The sequence below is a fragment of the Enterococcus sp. DIV1420a genome (assembly GCF_051712165.1).
Taxonomy (GTDB): Bacteria; Bacillota; Bacilli; order Lactobacillales; family Enterococcaceae; genus Enterococcus; species Enterococcus faecalis.
Window position 1 is genome coordinate 1,348,493 of the sequence record NZ_JBIOOI010000002.1, and the last position, 13,155, is coordinate 1,361,647.

General features: G+C 36.9%; 11 protein-coding genes. 4 read left to right on the plus strand and 7 right to left on the minus strand.

From position 1 onward, the window contains the following. Positions 1-267 precede the first annotated feature (267 nt). The 3 genes from IGI80_RS17805 to IGI80_RS17815 are packed head-to-tail and all read right to left on the minus strand — an operon-like array spanning position 268 to position 4,395. Positions 268-1,920, minus strand: a complete 1,653-nt coding sequence (locus IGI80_RS17805) for a peptide ABC transporter substrate-binding protein (RefSeq protein ID WP_129236231.1) — start codon at positions 1,918-1,920, stop codon at positions 268-270. A 17-nt stretch (positions 1,921-1,937) separates the two neighbouring features. After that, the gene (locus tag IGI80_RS17810) at positions 1,938-3,314 is read right to left on the minus strand and encodes a transglutaminase-like domain-containing protein (protein WP_010822801.1); all 1,377 of its coding nucleotides are present in this window, start codon (positions 3,312-3,314) and stop codon (positions 1,938-1,940) included. 16 nt (positions 3,315-3,330) lie between these two features. Next, positions 3,331-4,395 (minus strand): dipeptide epimerase, encoded by a 1,065-nt coding sequence (locus IGI80_RS17815; RefSeq protein ID WP_002360381.1) that lies wholly within the window; start codon positions 4,393-4,395, stop codon positions 3,331-3,333. 275 nt (positions 4,396-4,670) lie between these two features. On the opposite strand from IGI80_RS17815, the gene IGI80_RS17820 reads away from it, so the two are divergent. Next, positions 4,671-5,015, plus strand: coding sequence for a metal-sulfur cluster assembly factor (locus tag IGI80_RS17820; protein WP_002357660.1), 345 nt, complete (start codon positions 4,671-4,673; stop codon positions 5,013-5,015). A 97-nt stretch (positions 5,016-5,112) separates the two neighbouring features. On the opposite strand, the gene IGI80_RS17825 is transcribed toward IGI80_RS17820, so the two are convergent. Continuing rightward, positions 5,113-5,652: a GNAT family N-acetyltransferase gene (locus tag IGI80_RS17825; RefSeq protein ID WP_010819385.1), complete on the minus strand. Its 540-nt coding sequence runs from the start codon at positions 5,650-5,652 to the stop codon at positions 5,113-5,115. A 212-nt stretch (positions 5,653-5,864) separates the two neighbouring features. Continuing rightward, the gene (locus tag IGI80_RS17830; protein ID WP_438724227.1) at positions 5,865-6,719 is read right to left on the minus strand and encodes a hypothetical protein; all 855 of its coding nucleotides are present in this window, start codon (positions 6,717-6,719) and stop codon (positions 5,865-5,867) included. 286 nt (positions 6,720-7,005) lie between these two features. Here IGI80_RS17830 and IGI80_RS17835 point away from each other — a divergent pair, with 286 nt between their 5' ends. After that, the gene (locus IGI80_RS17835) at positions 7,006-7,539 is read left to right on the plus strand and encodes a hypothetical protein (RefSeq protein ID WP_002365632.1); all 534 of its coding nucleotides are present in this window, start codon (positions 7,006-7,008) and stop codon (positions 7,537-7,539) included. Positions 7,540-7,554: 15 nt separating this feature from the next. On the opposite strand, the gene IGI80_RS17840 is transcribed toward IGI80_RS17835, so the two are convergent. Next, positions 7,555-8,547, minus strand: a complete 993-nt coding sequence (locus IGI80_RS17840) for an alpha/beta hydrolase (protein WP_173963618.1) — start codon at positions 8,545-8,547, stop codon at positions 7,555-7,557. Positions 8,548-8,694: 147 nt separating this feature from the next. Then, the gene (gene lysA / locus IGI80_RS17845; RefSeq protein ID WP_002360386.1) at positions 8,695-10,005 is read right to left on the minus strand and encodes a diaminopimelate decarboxylase; all 1,311 of its coding nucleotides are present in this window, start codon (positions 10,003-10,005) and stop codon (positions 8,695-8,697) included. Positions 10,006-10,202: 197 nt separating this feature from the next. On the opposite strand from lysA, the gene IGI80_RS17850 reads away from it, so the two are divergent. Together IGI80_RS17850 and IGI80_RS17855 are read left to right on the plus strand one after the other, a co-directional pair. Then, positions 10,203-12,083 (plus strand): fructose-bisphosphatase class III, encoded by a 1,881-nt coding sequence (locus IGI80_RS17850; protein ID WP_002380260.1) that lies wholly within the window; start codon positions 10,203-10,205, stop codon positions 12,081-12,083. A gap of 94 nt (positions 12,084-12,177) precedes the next feature. Next, positions 12,178-13,125 carry a serine hydrolase gene (locus IGI80_RS17855; RefSeq protein WP_438724228.1) on the plus strand — a complete coding sequence of 316 codons (948 nt, stop codon included), beginning with the start codon at positions 12,178-12,180 and terminating at the stop codon, positions 13,123-13,125. The last annotated feature ends 30 nt before the right edge of the window (positions 13,126-13,155 follow it).

Sequence of the window (13,155 nt, forward strand, 5' to 3'; positions counted from 1 at the left end):
TCAACAATTTCGGCTTATTTCCGAAGGACCTTCACCAAGTAGGTACGATGATTTCATCTGTTCATGCTTCACAGTGAAACATCGCAACTCTTAGAGCTGTAGCTCTTTTGAAGAGCTGTACTGTGACGAGACGCATGTCGAGAAAACACCTTAGAAGTTGTTGAGATCAGAGCAACGCGTAGTGTTGCTTCTGTTCCCGCCGTTTATCAGTTTTTGAGCGTGGAGCAAAAATCACTTTGGATTTTTGCTCCACGCTCGTTCACTAATTTATTCTTTATAGGCATACTTATATGTGCTCGTTGCACCGAAGTTATGATACTGAATACCTTTGACACCTGGTCGTATAAGCTGACTACGAGCCTCTTGGTATAAAGGAATTAAAGCGGCATCTTCTTCCACCAATACTTTTTCAGCTTTAATTAATGTTTGCCAACGAGTTTCAGGATCATTTGCGTATTTAGTTGTTGCTTCTTCAATTAGTTGATCAAACGTTGGGCTAGAATAGTTCATACGGTTACCACTAACTGAGCTTTCTAAGAAAGTCATTGGATCCTGATAATCGGGTCCCCACATGCCAACAGACAATTCATAATCCCCTTTTCTCATTAATTCAATCGCATTATTTAAAGGAACTGTTTTGACATTAATAGTGAGACCAGGCAACGTTTCTTGTAACTGGCCTTGGATAAATTCAGCAACTTTTCGGTCACTATCACCATCTCTTGAAAGAAGTTCAATGGCTACATCTCCGTTTAGCTCTGCTTTTGCTTTATCTAAATACTCTTTGGCTTTTTTGGCGTCTGTTTTGACAAGGGCGCCTGCTTCATGACGAAAATCTTCATTCGTTTCTGGGTTATATACAAATTTTTCTGGAATGTACCCATAAATTTCTTTTGAACCATCTGCCAAAATATTATCGACTAAACTTTTTTTATCCAAAGCATAAGCTAAAGCTTTGCGGACATTCTCATTTGCAAAAATGGATGGTTTTTCGTTTCTTTTTTGGTTTAAACGTAAGGAATAGACTTTTGACCGTTCGATTGCTTCATAGTCTGGGTTGTCTCGATTTTGTTTAGCAAAATCTCCTGTTAAGACAGCCACATCTAATTCACCTGATTCGTACAAATTATAAACGGTATTGGTTTCTTTAAGAACTTCAAAATGAATCGTTTCTGATTTTACTTTTTCTTTATCGTAATAGTCGGGATTACGCACAAAATCCCACGACATCGCTGACTGATCCCAATTTTTCATTAAAAACGGACCATTAGATACAATCATTTCACTAGAAGTGCCATAGGCTTGTCCTTTTTCTTTCACGAATGCTTCGTTTTGTGGGAAAAATGGAGAAAATGCCAATAACGACGTAAAATACGGTACAGGCTTTTCCAAAGTAACCTCCAAAGTATAATCATCAAGCGCTTTGACACCCAATTCCTCTGGTGCTTTTTCCTCTTTTGTAATAGCTGTTCCGTTCAGAATCGTTCCTTCTAACAAGAAAAAGTAATTGGCTTGGTTTTTGGGATTCGCTAATTTACGCCAAGCAAAAACAAAATCATTGGCTGTTACAGCATCACCATTGGACCACTTACCATCTTCTCTTAGTTTAATGGTATATCGTTTACCATCTTCAGAAATTTCAGGCATCTCTTTAGCGGCAGCTGGTATTAGTTGATCTTTTTCATCCAATTGATATAACCCTTCAAAGACATTGGACTGTGCGTTAATACTGGCTTCATCTTGTGTAAAAATAGAATCCATTGAACCGATTTCCGAGTTCTCCATTAAATTTAAAACTTTTTTCGAGACACTGGTTTTCTCAGTTGCTTTCTCGTCTATTTTTGTTTCTGCTGTTGTGCCACAACCTACCAAGACCGTACTAACAAATAACATAATCCCCATCATTTTTAACTTTTTCATACTATTCCCCCTATGTGTCAATCAAACGGCAACTCTTCCATGGAAAGCCGTTCTTGCGAAACTATCAAGCATGCGTAGGGCAAGCCCTCATTTTCGTACTCAAATTCTCCCCGCTGGTTGTCAATTGGGTCTGCACGCAATTGCATTTTCGCCGGCTGAAAGTCTGCCTGGATCTCACTATTTGCGACCATTCTAAAAACATCTAAATTGCCGAAATAATGATTCCACCGCTGTCTATCCCCGTCTCGGTAAGCACCTCCGCCAAAAGATAAATCCGCAAAGAGCCAGCCGTACGGTTCTATATAAAATTGTGCCCAATCATGACAGCCTGTATAATGTGTAGAAACATATAATCCCGATTGCCATTTGGCTGGTATCCCTGCAATCCGACAAAGCGTGATAAACAAAATCGCTTGCACGCCGCAGTCACCTTTTAAATTAGTTGCGGCATACTCTGAAATATTGGAAATTGTAAAATATTCACGCATGAAAGAATAATGAATCTTTGTCGTCACAAAGTCATAAATCAAGCGTGCCTTTTTTAAGGGATTACTTTCATCGCCCACAATCTCATCTGCTAAATTTCTTAAATAAGGCGTGAATCGAATATGCGGTAAATGTTCCTCTAAATCAAAGCTTGGTTGCATTTTGTCTACGTTATTTTCTTCTAACTGTTGGTAAACCATCCGATTAACATAACAATATTCAACTGTAAACGTTTGATTTTCTTTTAAGATTGTTTCAAAACACAGTGTTCGTTGAGGCGCATCTTCTGCCGCAATATAGGTTGCTTCAGGTGACGTAGCTAGGATTTCAATTTCTGATTGTTGTTGACACGCTTTGGGCAGCGGCAAATGGACACGAACACGCTCACCTGGACGCTCAAATTCTTTTTTCACCTGAATGGTGGCTTTAATTGTTGTTCTCACTTTTCTACCACCGTTTTTTTGCATTTGTTCGATGTTCTCTTTTAGTTCTTTTTTGCGGAGAATTTCTAATTGATTGCTTTCTGCTTCCCGCAAACGTGCAACATATGCCGCATTTGTTTTAATTAAATTGGCCAAAAATCGAAGTTGGAAATACGGTTCACCGTCAATATAAACCCAGTCCACTAATCCCGTTTCTTTTAAACGAATTAATTCCTCTGTTTGATAATCCTGAAAAGTGTCTCTCATCATTTGATCAGCTTTTGCAAAGCTATGAGGATACTCATTCATACGCATCATTTTAATGACATCTTTTTCAATTATCAAACGTTCTTTTAATGCCTGCGGAAGTTCTTTTGTCAACCAAAAATCAATGGCAATATCCGCACTTGCAAAATCGCCAAATTCTTTCACCCTTTGAATTTCCTCAGGCAAAGGAACACTAAGATACTTTAAATCATACTTCATTTGCTTTACTCCTTTTTTAATGAGAAATGCCTAATCCAGCTGCTTCTCCTAATTCCAATAATGGTTTTGCTTCTAAGGATACGCCCCCAGTTACGGGCGCAGTTTCTAAACCGAATGTCGCATCTAAATCTGCTCGTGTGATATTCTTTTGAGCAGCAGCTAAATGGGCAGCAGCCGTGATGCCAATGGTTGTTTCTTCCGCCATGCAACCAATCATGCATTCGATGCCTGCTGTTTCACAAATCTGATTAATTTTCAGCGCTTCATGAATGCCGCCACACTTCATTAATTTTATATTGATAACATCGACTGTGCCTTTTTTAACTAATTCCAACGCATCTTGAGCATCAAAACAGCTTTCATCAGCCATAATTGTCGTATTAACTTGTGAAGTAACGTATTTTAGACCTTCTAAATCGCGTCTTTTAACTGGCTGTTCCACTAATTCAATTTGATAATCTGCTAATTCTTGAATCGCTTTAACTGCATCTTTGGGCGTCCAAGCCTGATTCGCATCTAAGCGGAGCTTGATATCAAAGCCAACTGCTTCACGAATCGCTTTTACTCTTGCGATATCAGCTTCAATTCCTGTTCCGACTTTAATTTTTAATGTATCAAAACCTAGTTTGACTTTTTCGACGGCTTTTTGTGCCATCACATTTGGTTCATCAATACCTAGTGTAATATCCGTTATTACTTGGTTATCATAGCCGCCTAACAATTGATAAAGAGGCAGTTGAGCTTTCTGACCCATCAAATCATAACAAGCAATATCGATTGCTGCTTTTGCCGCTGGAGCGAAAGCAGATATTTTATCCATCACTTCATGAATTTTCTCAATATTAAAGGGGTTTAAGCCAATGATTGCTTGGCCAAATAATTCGATCGTTTCAATCGTGCCAGCCAACGTTTCACCGGTAATAAAAATGCCTGGCCCTCCTTCTCCATATCCAACTAATCCCTCTTCTGTTTCAATTTCCACAATTGCACTATCCGCTGATTCTATCGTCCCCAAAGCGATCGTAAATGTTTCTTTCAGTTTAATTTTCGATGCCCTAACATGTACCTGCTTAATTTTCATAAAATCCTCCCTTTGATATTTCCAATTGACTGAAAATTCAGTTTTTTAAAAATATCCAAAAATTAAATTTAGATTGTTATCGATCATTCTAAACTCATTGTTTTCTAATGTCAATAAAATAATGAGATTTCGATTAAAATAAAATGAATTTCGAATTTTATGAGCTTTTTTAATAAATCAGTAAATTCCATGACATGTGAGATACTTCTCATTTACAAACATTCTTAAAAAAGGTATGATAGTAAAGAGGCAACTTGCAAAGGAGTAGAAGACGAATGAGTGAACAACCTCAACAACGTTCAACCGAAGAAGTTGAAGCAATTAAAGAAGATATTTTAACTGCATTAGAAACAGTGATTGACCCTGAATTAGGCATCGATATTGTTAATTTAGGACTAATTTATGAAGTTGAATTTGCAGAAGAAACTGGTGATACTGTCATCAAAATGACCTTAACCACAATGGGTTGTCCGTTAGCAGATGTTTTAACAGAACAAATCCATGGTGTTTTAAAAGATATTCCTGAAGTGAATAATATCGAAGTAAAATTAGTCTGGTACCCTGCTTGGACAACGGATAAAATGAGCCGTTACGCACGAATTGCTTTGGGTATTCGCTAGTTATTTCGAGGCTAATGATAAAAAACATATGAAAGAACCGATTGGTCCGTTCTTTCATATGTTTTTTTGTTTGTTTAATTTACTTATTTGATAAAAATTACCTAATGCCATCAATACTTGGTTTTTTCCAAATTTTTGCTACTGGATGGAAGTCTAATAAAAACTGTAACTGCGTTCCACCGAAGCTTGACGCTCCAGCAAACATGATATGAAAAGTGAGCCCTCTATCCATAATCAGATACCCTGTATCCTGCACGCCATTTCTTTCATAAAACTGATAACGTTTTTCTCTTTGGGCTTCATTCGCTGCATTTTTGCCAATTTCTTCACTCTCTAAAAGAACCCCCTTAGGATAACGTGTCTTCAATAACGCTAACACGGTTGAGCCTAATCGTTTGTTTCGGTGGTGCTGATCAATTGCAAAGAAAAAGACATAGGTTGCTTCAAGTGCAATTTGACTATTTAACAAAATCCCCACGTTCTCATCCGCCTCTTGAATAACAAACAAATGAAATTTTCCTGCTTGAGAAGACGTCAATAATTGATCAAACGGCAGTCTCTCTTCTTCTGGAAAAGCTTCTATGTAGGTTGCTTCCCAATAGGCTTGATTTTCTTGATTTAATAATGTGAATTGCATAAAAGCTCCTTTCTAAAATGATTGCTTCGTACTAATAACTTTTGTTACTTACATAAGACCTAAAAGTTATTTAAACATGCGACTGGTTATCCCTATACGCAATTATTTTTTGATACTAATCTAGTAGTTTAATTGTTCTCTGTTTCTGAGTCAATAAAAGAGCACAAGATTCGAGACTTTCAACGTTTAGTGAAAAGTCGATTCTTATTTCATTACAACCGATTCACTATTCGCTGCCCTCTTTTTTCTATTCGTTGATTTACTTGAACTAAATATTCATTTATCTCCTCTATATTCTGAGGTAAGATAAACGAGTCTTTTTTCAAATGATTTTTCCATAGCGCTACTGGTTGATACTGTTCATTTAAAAATGGTTGCATCTCATACGTATGAACGTAGCTTTCCCATGAATGAAACGAAGCTAAAAATATCGAAAGTTGTTCTAAAGAATAATCCCAATAATCTTTAAACGATAAGCTTCTTCCGCTGTTAAATCCTAGTGGAACTACTGTAATGTTTCCAATTGAATGGGTAAGTTCGGCAAAACGCTTTAATTGTGGGTCCTGATGGACTCGCTCAAATTTAGTAAAATTGTAGAGAAGAAATTCATTCCATGTATATTTTTTTGGTACAGGATTTGGTAAATAGTCAGGAAAAACTTGGTCAAAATAAGTTAAATATTGGTCCGAAATCACAGCCGATGCCCCGGAATCATGAGGCGGATACTTGCTATTTACTGCAAGCAAATTCTGTTCAGAAGGTTTTTCTAAATAGCTTTCTTGATTTTCCCCAATTACTTCCGCTGGTCTAAAGAAATCGGGATAAACAAGTTGTAACATAATTTTATACGTTGTCCAAAATGAGTTCATAATATCTTTGTGCGCGGTCGCCTTCCCAGTTAACTTTAAAAAAACATCCTCCACAACCTCGTACTTTTCAATATGGACATTCGATGTTCTAGCTTTTAAAATATTTTTAACTGGCTGCTGTTGGTCATACTCTTGACCCAAAAGCAACTTCTTTAAATCATCTTTCGCTGAAATTGTCTTAACTGTAATCTCCGCCACTTTGAATAACTCCCATCCTACGATTTTCTCTATATTCTTTTATATTATTATACTAGAAAAACGCTCCCTCCTGCCCTTTTTTAATCAACAAATCATCAATTAGAAAACACCAACGAAACAGAAGTGCAACACTAGCATGCGAAAAAATGCGATCGGCAACTTATTTTTTAGACACTCTGTGTGTTTCGTATAGTCGAGGCTGGTTGCGTGTATTTTTTTCAAGAAAATTGAGAACAGCTATGGTATAGTCAAAACTACAATTATTTCAAACACGGAGCGACAGTTTATGGAAATGTACCAAGTAATTAGATATTTTTTAAATGAAATGGAGAAAAAGATTTGGCATGCCTTGTTAACATTAGTACTTTTTTGTCTTTATATTTCCATTTTTGATGTTCCTTTTACAATTAAAAATACATTCATCGGCAGACTACTTTTCCCGAAAGCTTTTATGAATGCAGGAAGTGCGAATCTGATTTTTTATTTGATTAGTTTTTTTGGTTTTTTATGGTCAATTTTCATTTTTGCTTATCTATTGAATAAGACACGCCTCAAATTATTAAATAAAACCTTTCCTTATCTTTTGGAAATATTAGAAGTCTGTATTTTGCCTTTAGTGATTCTTTTTGCTTACATTTATATTTATTTGCGGGTCCATGGCGAAGGTTTCAGCTATATACGAGAATCTCTTTTACAGCAAGAGTTAACTTATTCAATGAAATGGTTCCTTTGCCTTGGTAGTTTGGCGCCGTTATTTTTCTTTTTAAGCACTTTAAATTTAGCTAAACGAGTCAGACAAAAAAAAGACATGGAATCATGAAAATCCATGTCTTTTTTAGTCGGATATTGTTTTTACCGCAGGACAGTTTTCTTCCAAAAACTCAAAAATACTACTGTAATAATTTTCAGGTTCGTAGACACTTGAAGATAAATGTGGTGCTTTAGCAACAATGAGGCCTTTTTTTATCCCCTGAGTTGCCGCTAAATTTTCTTCAAACATTGTCATTGGAACAAAGCGATCACCTGTACCGTGAATAAAAAATGTCGGCAACGTATTTTTGTGTAATTGTCTCACGGAAGAAGCGGTTTTCAATTGAAAGCCATAGTTATTTAATGCTAATTGATTAGCAATCGTTAAAATAGGAAAAGCGGGTAAATGAAAAGATTCATGTAGGACGTATTTAAATTCATCATAGACAGAAGTATAGCCACAATCCACTATTAATCCGCGGACATTCGTTGGTAACTTTTCACCACTTGCCATCATGACAGTAGCCGCTCCCATGGAACCGCCCACTAAAATAATTTCTGCTTCCATATCAATGGCAAGAACTTCACTAATCCAACTTAATAAATCTAACCGATCCAGCCATCCCATCCCAATTTTATTCCCTGAACTTTTCCCGTGCGCACGCAAATCGGGAACTAAAACATTGTAGCCTTCTTCTGCAAAACGTAATGCAGTATATGCCATATCGCGTTTTCCGTTTGAACGATAACCATGCACACAAATCGCCCAACGATGGTTATCTGGATAAGGAATAAAGCACCGTGCATACAATGTTTCATCTTTAATTTTCAACCAACGATCTTCAGCAAAAGACTCTGTCCAAAAAGCTTCGCCTTCTTGTTTTTGTTGTTCTTCTATTTTTGTATATCTTGTTTCACGTTCTTGAAAATTATCAGGATTTAATAACCGATGCCCTTTTTTATGATACCAAGGGTTGTCTTTAAGCAACGCAATTTTCAAAAAATAATTGGCAATGTAAAAAGAAAAAACAACGCCAATTATTGCAAAAATGATCAGTAACCCGAGGAGCCATTTCATCTGCAAATCACACCCTCTTCTAAAGTATTTCCTTCTTCATTTAATATACTATGGATTTTTCATTTCTGAAAGAAATCACCCTTACATTTTGTTATTTTTTGAAAAAAAAAACAGCCGTCTCAAAAAGAGGCGGCTACTTTTAATCTATCAACAATCCAACGTTGTCATATCTTCATATGTCTCACGGCGAGCAACTAATTTTGCTTGTCCATCTTCGACAAAAACCACCGCTGGTCGAGGATTTCGGTTGTAATTACTTGCCATTGAATAACCGTAAGCCCCCGTACTACTAATGGCCAATAAATCCCCTGCTTTAACTTCTGGCAATAAAATATCTCGAAGTAAGACATCTCCTGATTCGCAATATTTACCAACCACTGTGACTTTCTTGACTGAATCATGTCCCTCACGATTCGCTAGAAAACCATCATAAACTGCTTGATACAAAGCAGGCCGTATATTATCACCCATGCCACCATCTACGGAAACAAAATGACGAACACCAGGAACCTCTTTTTGCGCGCCAACTGTATATATCGTTGTGCCCGCTTCGGCAATTAAACTGCGGCCTGGTTCAATCCAAAGCTCAGGCAGTGGATACCCTAATTGTTCACAATGACCTTTCAAGGAATAAACAATTTTTTCAACAAATGTTGCTGGTGCTAATGGCTCATCTTGCTGCGTGTACTGCACACCAAAACCACCACCCATATTTAAAACACGTGCTGTAAATTGATGGACTTGCCGCCAGTCTTCTAAAATAGTGAACATTTTTTCAACAGCAGCTAAAAAGCCTTCCACAGCAAAAATTTGCGAGCCAATATGGCAATGGACCCCTTGCACATCAAAAGAGGGATTTGATAAAAGGCGAACGAGCGCTTCTGTTGCCTGGCCACTTGCAACATCAAAACCAAATTTTGAATCTTCTTGGCCTGTCAAAATGTAATCATGTGTTTCTGCATCCACGCCAGGACTCACCCGAAAAAGAACTTTTTGTGTTTGGTTTCGTGTAGCTAATAATTCTTCCAACAAGTCAATTTCGTAAAAATTATCAATGACAATTGTACCTATTTTGTTGTCCAAAGCATAACGTAATTCTTCAGGGGTTTTATTATTTCCATGGAACTCAATTTCCGCTGGCTCCATGCCCCCTTTTAAAGCTGTGAATAGTTCTCCACCAGAGACAACATCGCAAGCAATATCTTCTTCCTTTAACACTTGATAAATAGCTAAACAACTAAATGCTTTACTTGCATAAACCACTTTATTTTTGATACCTAATTGATTTAACGTTTGTTTAAAACCACGTGCTTGCGCGCGAATATGAGCGACATCATAGACAAATAACGGCGTCCCGAATTTTTGCGCCAACTTTACGGTGTCACAACCACCGATTTCTAAATGATTTTCCCGATTCATTTTTGCTGTACCAAATAACATGTTTTCCCGCCCCTTCATTTCGTTTTATTAAAAATCATAGCATAAAACCCAGTAGCTTCCTATAATTTTCCACATTTTTCTCTGACTTTCTCCTGTTGCTTTTTTTCGCCAAATAGCCTACAATAATTGGCATACGAATAAAAAACCTTCATTATCAAGACTTTAATCTTTTAAATCAAAATTGGTATATACGAAAAAGAAAGAAGGCAGATGACTTGGCTACACTGAACCGCGATCAACAAATTGAAGAAATTATTAATTTGGAAGCAATTTTGAATTTACCGAAAGGAACAGAACATTTTGTCAGTGATTTACATGGTGAATTTGAAGCTTTTGACCATATTTTAAGAAATGGTTCTGGGCGAATCCGAGAAAAAGTTCAATTTTTATTTAAACAAGAATTAAATGCCCATCAGATGGACGAGCTTTGTTTTATTATCTACTATCCAGAAGAAAAATTAACACTTTTAGAAAATGAAAGCGCCCTCTCTTATGAATGGTGGCTATTAACGATTCGCCGTCTGGTTGAAATCGTCCGTTCTTCTTCGATGAAGTACACACGTTCTAAAGTTCGCAAAGCCCTTCCTGAAACCTATGGGTATATTCTCGAAGAATTGATTTATCAATATGATGAAACAACAACCAAAAACGGTTACTATCAACAAATTATTGAAAAAATTATTTTACTAGGTGAAGCCAAACGTTTCGTGACAGAATTAGCTTATCTAATCCAACGTCTGATTATCGATCACCTACATGTTATTGGGGATATCTATGACCGGGGGCCAGCACCAGATAAAATTATGGACCGATTAATGTCCTATCACTCCTTGGATATTCAACTAGGCAATCACGATATGATTTGGCTGGCTGCTTATAGTGGTTCACTGGCTTGTTTAGCCAATGTAGTACGTATTTGTGCTCGCTATGGAAATTTAGATTTGTTAGAAGAACGTTATGCTATCGATTTAACCGCCTTAAAAAAATTTAGTTTAGAAACATATAAAGAAAATCCTGCTTTTGAACCCAAGAAAAATCCCTATCGTGCGTTAACTGAAGATGAAAAACAAGTAGCGATGCGTGTGCAACAAGCCATTGCCATTATTCAAGAAAAACTAGAAGGGCAAATTATTGGTCGACGCCCTGATTTTAACTTGGCACATCGGCTACGCTTAGATAAGATTCAAGGGGAAACTATTACTTTTGACGAATGTCGTTATACATTAATTAACAGCTGTTTCCAAACCGTTTCTGAAGAGCAGCCTTACCAATTAACACGTGAGGAAAAACAGATAATTGATGATTTATTAACGCAATTTCAGTCTTCACCGCGGTTAACAAAACACATGCGCTTTCTAATGGAAAAAGCCTCTCTTTATCTTGTGTATAATCAAAATTTATTGATTCATGGCTGTCTGCCTCTGAATGCGGACGGTACTTTTCAAGCTTATACATTTAAAGGCCACTCCTATTCAGGAAAAGCTTTAGTTGACTTCTTTCAGGAAATGTTAGAAGAAGCTTACGCTCAGCCTGCTAGTACAGATGACTATGCGACAGATTGTTTATGGTATCTTTGGTGTGGCGAAGGTTCCTCATTATTTGGTAAACGAGCTATGAAAACCTTTGAGCGTTATTTTCTCGCTGAAAAAGAAACACATTACGAAGAAAAGAATCCTTACTACTCTTTGCGTGATACGGTTGAAGTTTGTGAAAGAATCCTAGATGAATTTGAAGTGACTGGTGAAAATCGACATATCATTAATGGCCATACACCAGTTAAACGAACAAAAGGCGAATCGCCAATCAAAGCAAATGGCACGCTTCTCGTAATTGACGGCGGCTTTTCAAAATCTTATCAGACAATTACTGGGATTGCTGGTTATACATTGTTGTACAACTCGTTTGGTTTACAACTGACCGCGCATAAATCTTTTTCTAGTAAAGAAACAGCCATTTTAAATAATCAAGACATTCATTCCATCAAACAAGTCATCGATCGCCCCTTACAGCGGCTATTAGTGAAAGATACCACTATCGGCAAAGAGCTATTAAAGCAATCGCAAGCACTCCAAAAACAAATGAAACAAAACCAGTAGTGCCGTTAAAAAGACGCTTGCGCTCTTATCCGAAAAATGATTAAATGGAGGAGTTGAGAAAAATATCTATTAGAGAAACGGAAAGGGTTTTACATTGAAGAAACAGCAACTCTCACTATACGGCATCATTTTCTTTCTTTGCTTTTTCCTAATTGTAGGCTTCTTCTTCTCAAGTCGTGGCGAAGATTATGCCAAAGAATCTGAACAAAAAGTTACAATTGATTCCGCCAAACATGAGAAGCATACGAAAGACAAGGAAGAAAATAATTCAGCAAATACAGTATTTTTTGATAAAATAAATGACCTGCTCGTCGCTTCTGTCAAAGAATTTGAAGGAACGGTCGGGATTAGTTATTTGGATTTAGAAACTGGCGAACAGCGTTCCGTGAATGGCCAACATGAATTTTATACAGCTAGTACTATTAAAGTGCCCCTGACGATGCTAGTCGCCGACACGGTTGCTTCTGGTCAAAAAAAATGGACAGACCTGATTCCCTATAACGCCGAAGAAGATTATGAAGAAGGAACTGGGATCATTGCCTATAATATCCAACCAGAATATCCATTAAAAACGTTACAAGAATATGCCATCACCTATTCTGATAATATCGCTAAAAATATGCTCTATGACACATTGGGTGGTGATGCAAAAGCAAAACGAGAAATGTATCAGCGTTATTTGCACAAGACACCTTCGATTGAAGAGCCACAATTTTCTTCTGAAGATGCGCTTGTTATTCTACAAAAATTATATACTGAAAAAGCAACAAAACCAGATTACCAAGCGATTTATGATTCTATGAAACAAAGTGTTTTCCATGAAAGAATGGAAACTCCCACAACTCAAGGAAAAATTGCTCATAAAATTGGTTCCTATGATGAATTTATTCATGATATGGGGATTTTAGAAACACCTCACCCCTTTGCTTTAGCAATTTTTACTAAAGGACCTGATAATGCTAAGAGTGCTGCGTTTATTGCTTCAGTGACAGATAAGTTATGGCAATTACAGGTGTCTGAATACCCTAATGATAACCATTGATAATGAAAATAAAAGCATCTTTTTTTAATG